Origin of the sequence: Marinobacterium rhizophilum (assembly GCF_024397915.1) — a bacterium.
Taxonomy (GTDB): Bacteria; Pseudomonadota; Gammaproteobacteria; order Pseudomonadales; family Balneatricaceae; genus Marinobacterium_A; species Marinobacterium_A rhizophilum_A.
This window is the reverse complement of the sequence record NZ_CP073347.1, coordinates 3,205,699-3,222,110: the sequence shown is the minus strand read 5'-3', so window position 1 is coordinate 3,222,110 and position 16,412 is coordinate 3,205,699. Positions and strand designations below refer to the sequence as shown.

Annotated in this window: 12 protein-coding genes; 10 read left to right on the top strand and 2 right to left on the bottom strand. The window is 58.6% G+C overall.

Annotated elements, in window-relative coordinates; all coding sequences use genetic code 11:
- Positions 1 to 991 precede the first annotated feature (991 nt).
- A complete protein-coding gene (locus tag KDW95_RS14460; RefSeq protein ID WP_255852526.1) occupies positions 992 to 3,199 on the bottom strand; it encodes a primosomal protein N' in 2,208 nt (735 codons plus the stop codon).
- Positions 3,200 to 3,404: 205 nt separating this feature from the next.
- On the opposite strand from KDW95_RS14460, the gene rpmE reads away from it, so the two are divergent.
- Both rpmE and KDW95_RS14450 read left to right on the top strand, forming a co-directional pair.
- Complete coding sequence (gene rpmE / locus KDW95_RS14455; RefSeq protein WP_067291943.1) at positions 3,405 to 3,620, top strand: 50S ribosomal protein L31; 216 nt, start codon at positions 3,405 to 3,407, stop codon at positions 3,618 to 3,620.
- A 282-nt stretch (positions 3,621 to 3,902) separates the two neighbouring features.
- Positions 3,903 to 5,171: a malic enzyme-like NAD(P)-binding protein gene (locus KDW95_RS14450; protein ID WP_255852525.1), complete on the top strand. Its 1,269-nt coding sequence runs from the start codon at positions 3,903 to 3,905 to the stop codon at positions 5,169 to 5,171.
- Between the two features lie 379 nt (positions 5,172 to 5,550).
- Here the strand turns inward: KDW95_RS14450 and KDW95_RS14445 are convergent, their stop codons facing one another.
- Positions 5,551 to 7,920, bottom strand: coding sequence for a penicillin-binding protein 1A (locus tag KDW95_RS14445; RefSeq protein ID WP_255852524.1), 2,370 nt, complete (start codon positions 7,918 to 7,920; stop codon positions 5,551 to 5,553).
- Positions 7,921 to 8,071: 151 nt separating this feature from the next.
- On the opposite strand from KDW95_RS14445, the gene pilM reads away from it, so the two are divergent.
- The 8 genes from pilM (at position 8,072) to KDW95_RS14405 (ending at position 16,191) form a co-directional block, all read left to right on the top strand.
- Positions 8,072 to 9,133, top strand: a complete 1,062-nt coding sequence (gene pilM, locus KDW95_RS14440) for a type IV pilus assembly protein PilM (RefSeq protein WP_255852523.1) — start codon at positions 8,072 to 8,074, stop codon at positions 9,131 to 9,133.
- 9 nt (positions 9,134 to 9,142) lie between these two features.
- A complete protein-coding gene (locus KDW95_RS14435; RefSeq protein ID WP_255852522.1) occupies positions 9,143 to 9,694 on the top strand; it encodes a PilN domain-containing protein in 552 nt (183 codons plus the stop codon).
- A complete protein-coding gene (locus KDW95_RS14430) occupies positions 9,694 to 10,290 on the top strand; it encodes a type 4a pilus biogenesis protein PilO (RefSeq protein ID WP_255852521.1) in 597 nt (198 codons plus the stop codon). The genes KDW95_RS14435 and KDW95_RS14430 overlap by 1 nt, the downstream gene beginning before the upstream one ends.
- Positions 10,274 to 10,843: a pilus assembly protein PilP gene (locus KDW95_RS14425; RefSeq protein ID WP_255852520.1), complete on the top strand. Its 570-nt coding sequence runs from the start codon at positions 10,274 to 10,276 to the stop codon at positions 10,841 to 10,843. The genes KDW95_RS14430 and KDW95_RS14425 overlap by 17 nt, the downstream gene beginning before the upstream one ends.
- Before the next feature lie 79 nt (positions 10,844 to 10,922).
- Positions 10,923 to 12,968, top strand: coding sequence for a type IV pilus secretin PilQ (gene pilQ, locus KDW95_RS14420; protein WP_255852519.1), 2,046 nt, complete (start codon positions 10,923 to 10,925; stop codon positions 12,966 to 12,968).
- A 41-nt stretch (positions 12,969 to 13,009) separates the two neighbouring features.
- Complete coding sequence (gene aroK / locus KDW95_RS14415) at positions 13,010 to 13,504, top strand: shikimate kinase AroK (RefSeq protein ID WP_255852518.1); 495 nt, start codon at positions 13,010 to 13,012, stop codon at positions 13,502 to 13,504.
- 27 nt (positions 13,505 to 13,531) lie between these two features.
- A complete protein-coding gene (gene aroB, locus KDW95_RS14410; RefSeq protein ID WP_255852517.1) occupies positions 13,532 to 14,620 on the top strand; it encodes a 3-dehydroquinate synthase in 1,089 nt (362 codons plus the stop codon).
- Positions 14,617 to 16,191 carry an SPOR domain-containing protein gene (locus tag KDW95_RS14405; RefSeq protein WP_255852516.1) on the top strand — a complete coding sequence of 525 codons (1,575 nt, stop codon included), beginning with the start codon at positions 14,617 to 14,619 and terminating at the stop codon, positions 16,189 to 16,191. Before aroB ends, KDW95_RS14405 begins: the two co-directional genes overlap by 4 nt.
- The last annotated feature ends 221 nt before the right edge of the window (positions 16,192 to 16,412 follow it).

The window sequence follows — 16,412 nt, the reverse complement described above, 5'->3', positions numbered from 1 at the left end:
CGGTGCCGGCGGCGTGCGCTCAGACCGGAATCTCATCGCCTGTTGGCGGTCAGTTGTTAAGGGGTACGGCAACAGACCGGGCGGTCGGATTTTTTGAGGCCGGGCCTTTATGTCCCGGATGCGGTGCCGGCGGCGTGCGCTCAGACCGGAATCTCATCGCCTGTTGGCGGTCAGTTGTTAAGGGGTACGGCAACAGACCGGGCGGTCGAATTTTTTGAGGCCGGGTCCTTATGTCCCGGATGCGGTGCCGGCGGCGTGCGCTCAGACCGGAATCTCATCGCCTGTTGGCGGTCAGTTGTTAAGGGGTATGGAAACAGACCGGGCGGTCGGATTTTTTGAGGCCGGGTCTTTATGTCCCGGATGCGGTGCCGGCGGCGCGCTCAGGCCGGAATCTCATCGCCTGTTGGCGGTCAGTTGTTAAGGGGTACGGCAACAGACCGGGCGGTCGAATTTTTTGAGGCCGGGTCCTTATGTCCCGGATGCGATGCCGGCGGCGTGCGCTCAGACCGGAATCTCATCGCCTGTTGGCGGTCAGTTGTTCAGGGGTACGGCAACAGACCGGGCGGTCGAATTTTTTGAGGCCGGGTCTTTATGTCCCGGATGCGGTGCCGGCGGCGCGCTCAGGCCGGAATCTCATCGCCTGTTGGCGGTCAGTTGTTCAGGGGTACGGCAACAGACCGGGCGGTCGAATTTTTTGAGGCCGGGTCCTTATGTCCCGGATGCGGTGCCAGCGGCGCGCTCAGACCGGAATCTCATCGCCTGTTGGCGGTCAGTTGTTCAGGGGTACGGCAACAGACCGGGCGGTCGGATTTTTTGAGGCCGGGTCTTTATGTCCCGGATGCGGTGCCAGCGGCGCGCTCAGGCCGGAATCTCATCGCCTGTTGGCGGTCAGTTGTTAAGGGGTACGGAAACAGACCGGGCGGTCGAATTTTTTCAGGCTTGGCCTCTATACCCTGGGTACGGTGCCTGGCCGTGCGTCTGCAGGGCGCAATCAGTGGCTGTCGGCGGGGTCGACATCCAGGCTCCAGCGTACCTGTCGCGCCAGAGGCGACTGCTCCAGTATCGGCGTGATACTGCTCAGTACCTGTTGCAGAGCTCGACGGTCGTGGCTTTGCAGCAGCAGCTGGGCGCGGAAAAACCCGGCGCGTTTTTCCATTGCGGCGGGGAAGGGGCCAAGCCAGCTGACGCCGGGCAAGCTCAGTCCGTCGGATGCCAGCGCGCTGCACAGGGTGCTCAGGAAGGCTTCGGCGCGGCCGCGGTAGTTGGCTTCGGCGCGCAGCAGCGCATGGTATATAAAAGGAGGCAGGCCACTGTCGCGACGCATGGCCAGCTCTGCCATGGCGAACGCCTCGTAGCCCTGGCTGACCAGTTGCGTCAGGGTTGGGTGGTCGGCGTGGTGCGTTTGCATCAGTACCTGCCCCGGGCGTTCGGCCCGTCCGGCCCGGCCCGCGACCTGCAGAATCAGCTGTGCGGTGCGCTCCATGCCGCGAAAATCCGCGCTGAACAGGCCGGCGTCGGCGTCCAGAATCACCACCAGGGTCACCGCGGGGAAATGATGGCCCTTGGCGAGCATCTGGGTGCCCACCAGGATGCAGGGGCGGCCGTCATGTACGCGGTCCATGATGTCCTGCATGGCATTGCGTCGCTGGGTGCTGTCGCGATCGACCCGAATGACATCGGTGTCCGGGAACAGCTGCTGCAACACGCCTTCGGTGCGCTCGGTACCGGCGCCCTGGGGCTTGAAATCCGAGCTGTGGCAGGACGGGCAACGGTGCGGAATCGGGCGCTGGTGGTCGCAGTGGTGACAGTGCAGGTGTGGCGGTGTGCGGTGCAGCGTCATGCGGGCATCGCAGCGGTCACATTCGATAACGGTACCGCACTGGTGGCACATCAGCGCCGGTGAAAAGCCGCGCCGGTTCAGGAACAGCAGCACCTGGTTACCCTGCTGCAGCTCTATGCCGATACGACGTATGACTTCCTCGGACAGGCCGCTGTTGAGCGGTTGCTGACGAATATCGTACAGCTCGAATCTGGGTGGGCTGGCATTGCCGGCGCGCTGGTTGAGGCGTACATGGCGGTAGCGGCCGCTCTGGGCATTGTGCAGGCTTTCGAGCGAGGGCGTGGCGGTGCCCAGCACCAGCGGAACGTTTTCGGCCCGGGCGCGCATGACGGCAAGATCACGGGCTGAGTAGCGAAAGCCGTCCTGCTGCTTGAACGAGATGTCGTGTTCTTCATCGACAATGATGATGCCGGGGGTCTGCAGCGGCGTGAACAGCGCCGAGCGCGTGCCGATAATCACCCGGGCCTGGCCGGAACGCGCCCGTAGCCAGGCGTCGAGGCGCTGGCGGTCGGTCATGTTGGAGTGCAGCACCTCGACTTCCACTGCGAAGCGGGAGCGAAAGCGGCTCACGGTCTGGGGTGTCAGCCCAATTTCCGGTACCAGCACCAGGGCCTGGGCACCGGCGTGCAGAATGCGCTCGATGGCCTGCAGGTAAACCTCGGTCTTGCCCGAGCCGGTGATGCCCTGCAGCAGTACCGGGTTAAAGCCTTCACGCGCGAAAATGGTATCCAGTGCCTGCTGCTGCTCATCGTTCAGAGGTAATACGGGCTGGCACAGCAATGCCGTTTTGGCGGGCGTGGTGGTGTTATCCGGACTCACTTCGCGCTGCTCGATCAGGCCCTTGTCGCTGAGCGGTTTCTGCTGGGCACTGCTGTATCCGGCGCTGCGAAGGGCCGCGTTATCCAGACCCTCGGGGTGTTGCAGCAAGAGTTCCAGCAGGGCGCGCTGTTTCTTTGCCCGCGGAGCAATGGCGTCAACGGTTATGTCCGGCACCGCATGCCAGCGCTGCTGCAGGCTGGGCTGGTCGCTTTCGCCCTTGCGCAGCAATACGGGCAGTGCCTGGTGCAACGCATCGCCAATGGGGTGCTGGTAGTAGTCCGCGGCCCAGCAGGCGAGTTCCAGCAGATGGGGCGGCAGCGGAGGCGTCTGATCCAGCACTTCCAGGGCGGGCTTGAGTTTGGCCTGTGGAACGTCCGAGGTGTCGGCGAGTTCGATCAGTACGCCGGTGAGTTCGCGCCGGCCAAAGGACACCCGCACGCGCACGCCGATGGCAGGTGCCTTCTGTGCCTCCGCGGTTGGGGGCAGGTAGTCAAACAGGCGACGCAGAGGCGTGGGCAGGGCGATGCGAAAGATTGTCATGGCGTCGGTCTGGCTCCGGAAGCGACCTAGTTTAGGCGTAATATCGGGACTATTGAAGGGGGCAGCTGCTTGCGGCCGGGTTCGGCGATGCGTATAATCCGCTGCCTGGTTGCGGTCAGAGTACCGTGGCATCATCTATGGAACGAAAGTGCGGTGCCCGGCAGAGATGCTGATCGGGTAGCGGCACAGATTATCGAGGCTTGTTATGAAAACTGGAATCCATCCGAAATACGAAGACGTTACCGTAACCTGCTCCTGCGGTAACGAAATGAACACCCGTTCGACCATGTGCCAGAACATGCACGTCGACGTGTGCAGCCAGTGCCACCCGTTCTACACGGGCAAGCAGAAAGACGCCACCACCGGTGGTCGTATCGATCGCTTCAACAAGCGTTTCGGTGGCCTCAAGCTGGCGAAGTAATTCGGCAGGCATTGCTCAGAATTTTGCAAAAGGCACTCCTCTGGAGTGCCTTTTTCGTATGGGCGGCGCGGATTCTTCCAGGCCAGGCGGGCGGCTTCAGGCCTCAGGACCCGGGTTCTGCAGCGACTGGATATCGACGCCATTGGCTTGGCTGTGCGGGTAATTTGCCCGTGTTTCAGGCGTCGTTTTCAAGCTGTTTGGGGGTTATTGTGGGTATAAGGTATTTTCTATATCATTCATAACCCCTCCTATCTAATAAATCAGCCTATTGAGCTTGCAACCATGTCTGAGCAATTTAAGAAAGCCGCACTCGATTACCACGAGTTTCCCCGTCCGGGCAAAATCAGCGTAGAACTGACCACCCCTGCCGAATCCGCCCGTGATCTGGCACTGGCCTACAGCCCCGGTGTTGCCGAGCCGGTGCGCGAAATTGCCAAGGATCCGGACAATGCATACCGTTACACAGCCAAGGGCAACCTGGTGGCTGTTATCTCCAATGGCAGTGCCATTCTGGGTCTGGGTAACCTGGGACCCCTGGCGTCCAAGCCGGTAATGGAAGGCAAGGCGCTGCTGTTCAAGCGGTTCGCCGGAATTGACTCCGTGGATATCGAGGTCGACGCGGAAAGCCCGCAGGCCTTTATCGATACCGTGGCCCGCATTGCCGAAACCTTTGGCGGCATCAACCTCGAAGATATCAAGGCACCTGAATGCTTTGAAATTGAGCGCACCCTGATCGAGCGCTGCAATATTCCCGTGTTCCATGATGACCAGCACGGCACCGCGATCGTTACCGCGGCCGGCATGATCAACGCCCTGGAAATCGCCGGCAAGAAACTGGACGAAGTCCGTATTGTCTGCCTGGGTGCAGGCGCGGCCGCTTCTGCCTGCATGAAGCTGCTGATCAACATGGGCGCCAAGGTCGAAAACATCTTCATGCTCGACCGCAAGGGTGTGATTCACTCGGGTCGCGATGATCTGAGCCCGGAAAAGGCGGTGTTCGCGACTGAAACCGACCTGCGTACCCTGGATGATGCCATCGATGGTGCCGACGTATTCGTCGGTCTGTCCGGCCCGGACCTGTTCAAGCCCGAACAGCTGGCCAAGATGGCGGCAACACCGATCGTGTTCGCCTGCTCCAACCCGGATCCGGAGATCCACCCGGAGCTGGCTCACGCCACGCGCAGCGATGTGATCATGGCGACCGGTCGTTCCGACTTCCCGAACCAGGTCAATAACGTGCTGGGCTTCCCGTTTATTTTCCGCGGCGCGCTGGATGTACGTGCCACTGAAATCAACGAAGCCATGAAAGAAGCGGCCGTCAAGGCGCTGGCTGAGCTGGCGAAACAGGAAGTGCCGCAGGAAGTACTGACGGCCTATGAGCTGGATTCCCTGGAATTCGGCCCGCAGTACATCATTCCCAAGCCGACCGATAACCGCCTGTTCGGCGCCGTCTCCATGGCGGTTGCCCAGGCTGCGATTGATACCGGTGTGGCGCGTCTGCCGCTGCCTGCGCACTACCCGCTGACGACTGTTGCGGATCTGCTGAAGTAATAACCGCAGGGTCATTGCTTAAACCCGGTGCTTGCGCCGGGTGAATGGGATGGTTTCGCTTGTGTCACCCACCGGGCTTCGCGCCCGGGTGAGCACGAGTCGGGGCCGTCCCATTTTTGTTTGCATGCGCCGTGCCGCGCAGAACTAACACTGCTGGCGGGCGTTGCCTGAGCGTTTCCTGAATGGCGTTCACTGGTTTCCCGATGCGCTTTTGAGCTTTTCTCGACTTGATCGGGCGGCCTTCTGTTAGGCGGGTCCCAGGAGGTTTGCTGGCAGCGCTGGTATCTTTCTGCTTGTCGGGCGGGGGCCGCGCCAGCCGTGTCAGGCCGGCGAGGTGCCGGTCAGCGCCTGAGTCTGGCCTGGCGCTCGGGTGGCGCTGTCAGAAGATATCATCCGTGGTGATCTGGCCGCTGGCGGCATTCTGAGCGGATCGGGCGGGCACGTCTTCAGCGCGAAAGACTTCGAAAATGGCGTTTTTCTGGCCGGGATAGGCCAGCATGCCGCTGGCCGGGTCAATTTCCACGCGCACGACACCCTCTGGCTGCACGGGGCCATTCTCCGGTGCCTCTTCCAGTGCGTCTGCCATGAAGTCGATCCATATGGGCAGGGCCGCGGTACCGCCAAACTCGCTGCGTCCCAGTGGCGCCGGCTGGTCAAAGCCCACCCAGGCCGTGGCGACCAGATCGCGGTTAAAGCCCGTGAACCAGGCATCTTTCTGGTCGTTGGTGGTGCCGGTTTTGCCCGCGAGGTCGTTGCGTTTCAGGCTGCGTGCGCGGGTTGCCGTGCCCTGGCGGATGACGTCCTGCAACATGCTGTACATCAAAAAGGCGTTGCGCGGGTCCATGATGCGGGGTGCGCTGGGTGAGAGTCGGCTGGCCGTGGTGTCGTCTGTATCCGGGTCTGCAGTGCAGTTGGCGCAGGCGGGGTTGGCGTCGAAGATCAGGTTGCCGTACTGGTCTTCGATACGCTGAATGAAGTAGGAGGAGACCCTGAAGCCGCCGTTGGCGAGACTGGCATAGCCGGTGACGATCTCCAGTGGAGTGACGTCGGCGGTGCCCAGTGACAGCGACAGGTTGCGTGGCAGGCGCTGTGGGTCAAACCCGAAACCCTGGATGTAGTTTACGGCGGTATCGATGCCGATCGCGCGCAGCAGCCGTATGGATACCAGGTTGCGGGATCTGAATAAGCCTTCGCGCAGGCGGGTGGGACCGTAAAACTGCTGACTGGAGTTTTGCGGGCGCCACAGGTTGCCTTCGATGCTTTCGTCCTTGAATACCACGGGCGCATCATTGATCAGGCTGGCGGGCGTAAAGCCATTTTCCAGGGCAGCGGCATAGATAAACGGCTTGAAGTTGGAGCCGGGCTGGCGGTAGGCCTGGGTCGCGCGGTTGAACTTGGTCAGGTTGAAATTGAAACCGCCGCTCAGTGCACGGATGGCGCCGTTCTGGGGATTCAATGCGACAAAGGCGCCCTGTACCTGGGGAAGCTGGCTGAGGGTCCAGCCGTCCGTACTTTTCTGCAGGCGGATGACATCCCCTGGCGCCAGAATATCGGCCGCCTTCCTGGGGGAAGGGCCCATCGAGTTATGGCTTTTGTATTTGCGTGCCCACTCCAGGCCGGTCCATTCTACGGTCACGGTTTCACCGCTTTTGAGGCTGGCCAGGATGCTCTGATTGTCGACTTGGCTGACGATAGCGGGTTCGAGGCCTGCGTAACTCGTCATGCCCTTGAGTTTTTGCTGGATGGCGTCCGGGGTCAGGGCGGTGTCCAGCTGAGACTCCGGGCCACGGTAGCCATGGCGTGTGCTGTACTGCAGCAGGCCGTCCTGCAGGGCACGGTTGGCCGTGGTTTGCAGTTTGCTCTCCAGGGTGGTGTAGACCCGGTAACCATCGTTATAAAGATCTTCGCCGAAGCGCTCGAACAGCTCGCTGCGGACCATCTCGGCGACATAGGGCGCACTCAGCTCTATGTCGGCGCCATGATAGCGGGCCGTGTTGGGTGCGGCTGACGCCTCTTCGAACTCCTGATCCGAGATATAGCCCAGACCGTGCATGCGCTGCAGTATCCAGTTGCGACGTTCAATTGCGCGCTGCGGGTTGCTGATGGGGTTGTCGGCCGAGGGAGCTTTGGGCAGGCCGGCAATGGTCGCCATCTGCGCCAGGCTCAGCTCCTGAATGCTGCGTCCGTAGTAAACGCCGGCGGCGGCTTCGATGCCATAGGCACGCTGCCCCAGGTAGATCTTGTTGATGTAGAGTTCGAAAATTTCTTCTTTCGACAGTTCGCGTTCGATACGCAGGGCAAGCAGGATTTCATTGAACTTGCGGTTGAAAGTGCGTTCCCGGCTGAGGAAAAAATTTTTCGCAACCTGCATGGTGATGGTCGAGCCGCCACTCTGTATGTGGCCACTGGTGGCCAGCTGGTACGCGGCGCGGCTCAGGCCTTTGAAATCGATGCCGATGTGTTCAAAAAAACGACTGTCTTCGGCTGCCTGAAACGCACGCACAAGGTGGATCGGAACGTTTTCGTAGCTGACCGGAGTGCGCCTTTTCTCGCCATATTCGGCGATCAGCTTGTTGTCGCTGGAAAAAATTCGCATCGGTGTCTGGAACTGGACCTCGCGCAGGCTTTCAACGTCCGGTAGTTGCGGTGCCAGGGCATAGTAGACGCCGGCGATGGCCAGCAGTACGACGACGACTCCGGCCAATGCCAGTTTTGCGAATAATTTTGCCAGCGAAATCAACACGCCCATGCTACCTTTTAACCAACCATTAGTGCGTAGCCGGTAGTATATCGGTTGCATGCCCGGAGCCTCTAGCATTGCATAGTTTTATTTTCCGAGGTTTATGGCTAGAGTTGGTGAGTGCGATGGAAAACCCTGCAGTCTGCAAAGGAATAAAGCAGTGTTGAGCTTGCTAGGAAACAAATCTGGAGCATGGGTCGGTGTTGACATCGGGTCATCGTCGGTCAAGCTGGTGGCGCTGTCCAAAAGCGGTGCCGACTACTCACTAAACTCCTACGCTGTGGTGGCGCTACCGGCGTCGACGGTTGTTGATGGAAGCATTCAGCAAATTACTGAAGTGTCGAGTGCGATTGAAAAAGCGCTGCGCAAGATCGGTGTGAAACTGACCTCGGCAGTCGCTGCCGTTCCCTCTTCGGCGGTCATTACCAAGAAATTGCAGATAAGCAACGTTTTTGACGAGTTTGAACTTGAAGAACAGGTCAAAATCGAGGCTGATCAGTTTATCCCTTATCCTCTGGATGAGGTCTCGCTTGATTTTGAGGTGATCGGCCCGGTCGAAGGCGTGGCGAATCTGGACGATATCCTGGTGGTGGCGTGCCGCCGGGGCGATGTCGAGCAGCGGGAAGAGGCCATCAATGGCGCGGGTCTCAAATGCGAAATCATAGACGTCGACACCTATGCCATGGAGCGGGTTTATCCCTGCCTCGTGGGCGACTCTGTCAAGCCTGGAGAGCTGGTAGGGCTGGCTGACGTCGGTGCCTCGACCCTCACCCTGAATGTCTTCAGAGACGGTGTGATTATCTACAGTCGCGAGCAGGCATTCGGCGGCAATGATCTGGTCAATGCAATTCAGCAGCAGTATGGCATGCCGGTCGCCGAGGCTGAGCAGGCCTTGCGGCACAATGAGCTCAGCGATGATATTCGGGACATGCTGGTTATGCCTTTTCGGCAGACGATTGCCCAGCAGGTTTCCCGCTCCATGCAGTTTTTTTACTCATCCGGTGTGCAGCAGCAGCTGGCGAAGTTGATTATTGCCGGCGGTGCTGTCTCCATTGATGGCATAGAATCCTTGATGGAAGCCGAGGTGGGTATACCTACCGTGGTTGCGAATCCATTTGCGGCTATGAAAATCAGCTCTAAGCTGAACAAGCAGCGATTAGAGGCTGAGGCTCCCCTGCTGACGAAAGCCTGCGGGCTTGCGATGCGCTCATTTGATCAATAGGGATAAAGTATGGCGCGGATTAACCTACGACCTTGGCGTGAAGAGCGAAATGCCGCCCGGCAGAAGCAATTCATTACCAATCTGTTGTTTACCGTCATTCTGGCTGGGGCAGTATCTTTCGGGATCAGCTACTACTTTGACGTTCAGATGGAACGTCAGCAGGATCGCAATAATTATCTGAAGGCGGAAATTTCCAAGCTGGATGAAAAAATAAAAGAAATCCGGGAGCTGGAACGCCAGCGTGAACGCTTGCTTGAAAGGCTCAATGCTATCCAGGAGTTGCAGGGTAACCGTCCGCTGGTTGTGCGCTATTTTGACGAGCTGGTGCGAGTTTTACCGGACAAGCTTTATTATTCCTCGGTTTCCAGAAGTGGTGACAGCGTTAATGTCAATGGCCTTGCGGATCAAAACAAGGATGTTTCCAACTTGATGCGTGGTATGGATGCCTCTATCTGGTTTGGCGAGCCAAATCTATCCCAGGTGCGCAGCGCAGGTGCTGTGAGGCAGTTTAATTTGAGTGTACCGCTGACCAAGCCTAAAGAAGACGGAGGGCAGCAATAATGGGTGCCCTGAGTAATGCGTTCAAAGGTTTCGATATCAATAATGTTGATGTCAATGAGGCGGGTAACTGGCCTGTCGGCGTCAAGATCGTTGTCTATGTCCTGCTGTTTAGTGCCCTGGTCGGTGCAGCGATCTACTTTTATGTAAATGACCAGTACATCGCGGTGGAGCGGGAGATCGCCAAGGAGCCTCCGCTAAAAACCGAGTTCAAGAACAAGGCATTTCAGGTGGCGAATTTGCCAGCCTTGCGCAAACAGATGGCGGATGTCGAAGGACGTTTCTCCGAGTTGCTGACGCAGTTGCCCACCGACAAGGAAGTGCCCGGTCTGCTGGAAGAACTTTCCGACATCGGGCGTGGAGCCGGTCTTGTGATCAACAGCATTGCGCTGCAGCCGGAACGCAAGAGCAAGTTCTATATCGAACTGCCCATCAATATTAATGTGGTTGGCTCCTATCATGAGCTGGGGCAGTTTGTCAGCGGCGTGGCGGCAATCGATCGAATAGTGACACTGCATGACTTCAATGTCCGTCCCGGCAGTGGCGATTTGGGGATGACAATTCAGGCGAAGACCTATCGTTATGATGACACCAAATAAGCGCACAGCGAAAATTGGCAGTGCTGCCAGGGCGGGAGTCCTACTCTTGCTCGCAACGGTGGCCAGCGGCTGCATCTGGGTGAATGATACTGCAGATCTGCGCACCTATGTGCAGCAAACCCAGGCAAAACCCCCGGGCAAAATTAAGCCTCTGCCCGAGTTCAAATCCTACGAGGCGTTCATTTATCAAGGCGCCAGCCTGCGTGATCCGTTTCAGCCGCTGATCGAACTGGTGGTTGAAGAGGACCAGGGGCCGGTATCCGACCTTAAACCCGATACTGAGCGTGTTAAAACCTATCTCGAATCCTTTCCCATCGATGGTTTGAATATGGTGGGAACCATTACCAGCCTCGACGGCGGCGAACTCTGGGCCTTGCTGAAAGACCCGAAGGGTGAAATTCATCGTGTCAGTAACGGGGACTACCTGGGGCTCGATTATGGTCAGGTGCAGGAGGTATCTGAGCTGGGCCTTGAACTCGTGGAAATAATTGAAAATGGACGGGGGGGCTGGATGAAGCGCCCGCGCGTGATTGCCTTGCCTGAAAAAGAATGATCAAAGGACAGCTAGGGTTATGAAGACATACAGCATATGCAAGGATAACTCCGTTGCACGGAGTCTTGGGTGGCAGTTAATGCTGATACTGGCATGTTGTCTTATGGCGGTGCAGGTGCGGGCAGAAAGCGTGATGTTGAAGGATTCGTCCTTCGTCGCCTTGCCAGGGCACAAGCTGGAAGTACGGCTGGATTTCAATATGCCGCCGCCATCGCCTCGCGCTTACGTGATCGACAGTCCGCCGCGCCTGGTACTGGACCTGGCGGGTGCGAGCAACGACCTTGGGCGGCGTCAGCTGGATATCAAGACAGGCCAGGTTGATAGTCTGAGCATGGCGGAGACCGACGGCCGCTTGCGCGTCGTCGCCAACCTTAACCAAATGGTGGACTACCAGACCTACACGGAAGGAAACTCGCTGTTCCTGGTGTTTGGTGGCTCTGCCGGTGCATTGGCGTCGGGCACATTGCGCGACCGTTCGGCAAAATCGGTGCAGGGCGCCCGGTCGGAGCCGGCGCCGATGGGTACGCGGGTGCAGGGTATCGATTTCGAGCGTATGGATGGCGGTCTGGGTCGGGTATTGATTTCGATGTCGGACGACAAGTCCGGGCTCGACATTATAGAAGAAGGCAACAACGTTGTTATCAATTTGCTGGGTGCCTCGCTGTCCGGGTCACTTGAACAGCGTGTCGATGTCCAGGACTTCGCAACGCCGGTCATGTTTATCGATGCCATGACCAGCGGCTCCAACACCACGATCCTGGTCAAGCCCGGTGCCGCGCCCTACGACTATATGGCGTATCAGACCGGTAACCAGCTGGTGCTGGATTTCCGCCCGATCAGCTACGCCGAAGACGAGAAGCGCAAGAAGGAACGCTTCCCGTTCACGGGCGAGAAAATCGACCTGAACTTCCAGGATGTCGATATCCGCTCGATCCTGCAAATTATCGCCGAAGTGGCGGAAATGAACCTGGTTGTCGATGACAACGTGACGGGGAATATTACCCTGCGGCTGAAAAATGTCCCCTGGGACCAGGCGCTGGATCTGGTGTTGAAAACCAAGGGCCTGGCACAGCGGGTGGTGGGTAATGTCATGCTGGTTGGGCCGGCCAATGTCATCGCAGAGCGCGAGCGTGCCGAACTGGAAGCGCAGAAGCAGGTCAAGGAGCTGGCACCCCTGGTGACCGAGTTTATTCAGGTCGATTTTCGCAAGTCCTCCGAAATGAAGTCCCGGGTCGAGCAGGCCAAGCTGATCTCTGAGCGTGGTTTCATCATGTCTGATGACGAAACCAATGTGCTGATGGTGCGTGAAACCGCGGCTCAAATCGAAGAAATTCGTGATACACTGCGGCGCTTCGATGTCGAGGTGGCGCAGATTCTGATCGAGGCGCGTATCGTGTCGGCGTCCAACGATTTCCAGAAGGATCTGGGGATTCGCTGGGGTGCATCGGCGGTGGAAAATCGCAAGAACAGCAGTTTTGTTATCGATGGCGGCTCGCCTAGCAATACGCCGCAGTTCGTGCCGGGGTTCCCGGATTCGAACAGCTCGAACCTGATGGTAGACCTCGGGGTTACGCCGCAGTCCTCCATTGTGTTCAGCTATATCCGCGATAACTTCCTGTTGTCTGCTGAGCTGTCCGCCTTGCAGACCGAAGGCAAGGCGGAGATCGTTTCGCAGCCCAAGGTGATTACAACCAACGGCAAGCCGGGGTTGATCGAGTCCGGGGTACAGATTCCCTACCAGACGGTGGAAGATGGCGAAGTGAGTATCGAGTTCGAGGATGCAACCCTGAAACTCGAAGTCACGCCGCAGCTGAACCCGGGGGATCGCATTACACTGGACCTCGATATTACCCAGGACTCGGTAGGTGCGGTATTGCCTAACGGCGAGGTGTCGATCAACACCAACCAGCTGACCACAACGGTCAACGTGGCAGATGGTGACACTGTGGTGCTCGGCGGGGTGTTCCGTAACGAGACGGTAAACAATACAAGCAAGACGCCGCTGCTGGGAGACCTTCCGGTAATAGGCACCCTGTTTCGCAAGCGTGAACAGTCCAATACGAAAACGGAACTGTTGATCTTTATTACGCCGAAGCTGATCAGGGAGTCTCTGGCAGTTCAGTAATCGGGGTTTGGTACAATTTGAACATCTTTCTTATAGGCCCTATGGGAGCTGGAAAAAGCACCATAGGGCGTCTTCTTTCTCACGAGCTGAACCTGGAGTTTATCGACAGTGACAGGGAGATAGAGGCCCGTGCGGGTGCGAATATTCCCTGGATTTTCGATGTGGAGGGCGAGTCCGGCTTCCGCGAACGGGAAGAATCGGTCATCTGTGACCTGTGCCAGCGCGATAACATCGTGCTGGCAACCGGCGGGGGGGCTGTCATCCGTGAAGCCAACCGTGCTGCCCTGCAATCCCATGGTGTCGTCATTTACCTGCATACGACCGTTGAGCAACAGCTTGAACGTACGTCGCGGGACAAAAACCGCCCGCTGCTGCAAACCGAGAACCCCGCCGAAATATTGCAGCAACTGCTGCGTCAGCGTGATCCCCTCTACCGGCAGACCTGTGATATAACCCTGCATACTGACAGACGCCATCCCAAGGCCGTCGTATCTGAAATATTTCGTCAGCTGGCCAAGCTCGGCCTGGTCAAGTGACGTTTAGCAAACAGGAGTGATTCGCGGGTGCAGAATTTACGCGTCGAGCTGGGTGAACGCAGTTATCCGATCTACATAGGCGAAGGGCTGTTGCAGCAGCACCTGATAGCGCCTTATATCCCGGGCCGGCAGGTCTGTATCGTATCCAACGAAACCGTTGCGCCGCTGTACCTGGCCAGGTTGCAGCAGGCGCTGGCGGACTATCAGGTTGATGTTTGTATTTTGCCGGATGGCGAACAGTACAAGACGCTGGAACATCTCAATACGATTTTCGATCGCTTGCTGGAGTGTCGCCACAACCGCACCACGACGCTGATTGCGCTCGGTGGCGGGGTCGTGGGTGACATGACCGGCTTTGCCGCGGCCAGCTATCAGCGTGGCGTTAACTTTATCCAGATGCCCACAACCCTGTTGTCCCAGGTGGATTCTTCAGTGGGTGGCAAGACCGGCGTCAACCATCCGCTGGGCAAGAACATGATCGGGGCTTTCTACCAGCCGCAGTGCGTACTGATCGATACCTCGGTACTTGGCACGCTGCCGGCGCGTGAACTGTCGGCGGGCCTGGCGGAGGTGATCAAGTACGGCCTTATCTACGATGCCGAGTTCTTTGATTGGCTGGAAACCGAGATGCCACGCCTGGTGGCGGGGAATCTGGAGAGCCTGTCCAGGGCGATTTATCGCTCCTGCGAGATCAAGGCCGAAGTGGTGGCCCAGGACGAAAAAGAGTCCGGCATACGCGCGCTGCTGAATCTCGGGCACACTTTTGGGCATGCGATTGAAGCAAACCAGGGCTATGGCAACTGGTTGCACGGCGAGGCTGTCGCTGCCGGCACCCTGATGGCCGCGGACCTGTCCCGGCGCCTGGGCTGGCTGAGCGACGCGGATGTTGCGCGTATCCGTGCCATCCATGCGGCGGCGGGCCTGCCGGTGCTGCCACCTGCGAACATGAGCGAAGAAGACTTCCTGTCGCTGATGGCGGTTGATAAAAAGGTGCTTGATGGCCAGTTGCGGCTGATTCTGCTTGAAGCCGTCGGCAAGGGTGTGGTGACCGACGCGTTTGCACCTGAACTGCTGCGTGAAACCCTGACCTACAGTTTGGCCCAGGCCCGCACGTGAACGGGCAGGTGCGTCAGCGGGCTGTTGCGTCGTCACCCTATGTGGGAGACAGTCGCGTCGAGTATTTCGAACCGCCGTCGCGCCTGCAGCTGCTGGACAAGCTGCATCACCTGATACGTTTCTCCGATTTCCTGCTGCTTATTCAGGGAAAGGCGGGCAGCGGCAAGACCAGCCTGTTGCGCCAACTCAGCCCGCAAACATCCGGTGGGCGCCTGTGTCACCTGAGGTTGCAGCAAGAGACCGGCACGGGTGATTTTCTGCACCAGCTGAGCGCGGGCTTTGCACTAGATGCCGATGGTTGCACGACAGAGGCGCAGTTGCTGGAGCTAGTGCATGCTGAGGCGCGTCATGCTCAGGACTCAGGCCTGCAGTGGTTGCTGCTGGTCGATGATGCCGATTTGCTGGACGATGATACGCTGGAGTTACTGGTCAATTTGCAGCGCGCGGGGATCAGTTCCATTCGCGCTGTTCTGGCCGGGCGACGTATCGAGCAGCGGCTGGCCTCGACGGGGCTTTTCCAGGAGCTGGACGGGCGCCTGCATCTTGAAACGTTGCAGCCCTTTGAGGTCGATGAAGCGGAAGAGTTTGTTCGGCTGCGCTACCCGGCACTGGAAGTGCTGGATAGTCGCAAACTGCAGCAACTGGTGACTGACAGTGATCGCATGCCCGGATCGCTGGCGACTCGGGCATCCCGGGCCCTGCGTTTGAAGTCACCGGCACCGGTGGCGCGACCTGGCATGTCCGGGCGGATCTGGGGTGGTGCCTCGCTGATGCTGGTGGTGATTGTGGCCATGGCGGGCTGGATTTACTGGCAACCAAAGGCGTCCTCTGTTGCCAGCGAGCGCGTCTCGGTGCCGCTGACGGTGCCGGTAATAGCCGCGTCAGTGGATCAGCCAGCCGAACAGATTGATGTTGTGGAGATTGAGACCCAGGCGCCCGGCTCTGTCGATGCTGGTTTGAAAAGCCCGTCCATCGCTCCGGCGAGCGTTGCTGTTGTAGATGCAGCGCTAGCAGAACCGAGTGCCTTGCGGGCGCAGGACTTGTTGCCGGACGCTTTTGATTTGCAGTCTGCGCCGCAAGAACCCGAGTCTGTCAATGATGTTGCCGGACTGGTTGAAGTGGTTGTTGCCGCCGAGCAGCCGAAGCTGCCTCAGCCAGAGCCCGGCATGGTAGAAGTCCCCATAAAACCTGTGGTCAAGGCTGCAACTGAGGCCCAGTCTGCACCTGAGCGTGCTGTCGCGTTTAAAAAAGCCGCAGCAACCCCGGCTGCGTCGAGTGAGGAAGAGCTGCTCGGCTGGCCAGACCGTGGTTATACGCTGCAACTTCTGGGCGCACGGCAGCTCGACACTGCCAAAGCGTTTATAGCCGATCAGCAGGATCCCTCAGCGTTTCACGCATTCTCGACGCTCTATAAAGGCAAGCCCTGGCATGTGGTTGTGATCGGTCGCTATGGCAGTCGCAAGGAGGCCAGTGCCGCTGTGCTGGAGTTACCGGCGTCACTGCAGAAGCTCAAGCCCTGGGCGCGCAGTATTCAAAGCGTGAAGGCAGACATACGCAAGGCCACGCGCTAGGCGGGCTCCGGTTGTGCCCGCAGCCTGTCGATACTGCCAGTCACTGCAGTGGTTTTTAAAAAGATAATGCTGCGGTGCGGTATTTTTTATCTTGGTCGGAATTCACCTTTTCTCCTGTAAAACCGCGCCTTTTGGGTGCTGTCTTGGCTGCCGAAGAGTGGCAGTGGCGCTGTTTTGCTGCATGTGCGTTATACTGCTGTCTGCTCCAGTACAGACAGATA

Excerpts from the sequence above, each read along its gene's own strand:
- KDW95_RS14460 (WP_255852526.1), bottom strand. The coding sequence starts at position 3,199 with ATGACAATCTTTCGCATCGCCCTGCCCACGCCTCTGCGTCGCCTGTTT.
- rpmE (WP_067291943.1), top strand. The coding sequence starts at position 3,405 with ATGAAAACTGGAATCCATCCGAAATACGAAGACGTTACCGTAACCTGC.
- KDW95_RS14450 (WP_255852525.1), top strand. The coding sequence starts at position 3,903 with ATGTCTGAGCAATTTAAGAAAGCCGCACTCGATTACCACGAGTTTCCC.
- KDW95_RS14445 (WP_255852524.1), bottom strand. The coding sequence starts at position 7,920 with ATGGGCGTGTTGATTTCGCTGGCAAAATTATTCGCAAAACTGGCATTG.
- KDW95_RS14435 (WP_255852522.1), top strand. The coding sequence starts at position 9,143 with ATGGCGCGGATTAACCTACGACCTTGGCGTGAAGAGCGAAATGCCGCC.
- KDW95_RS14430 (WP_255852521.1), top strand. The coding sequence starts at position 9,694 with ATGGGTGCCCTGAGTAATGCGTTCAAAGGTTTCGATATCAATAATGTT.
- KDW95_RS14425 (WP_255852520.1), top strand. The coding sequence starts at position 10,274 with ATGATGACACCAAATAAGCGCACAGCGAAAATTGGCAGTGCTGCCAGG.
- pilQ (WP_255852519.1), top strand. The coding sequence starts at position 10,923 with ATGCTGATACTGGCATGTTGTCTTATGGCGGTGCAGGTGCGGGCAGAA.
- aroK (WP_255852518.1), top strand. The coding sequence starts at position 13,010 with ATGGGAGCTGGAAAAAGCACCATAGGGCGTCTTCTTTCTCACGAGCTG.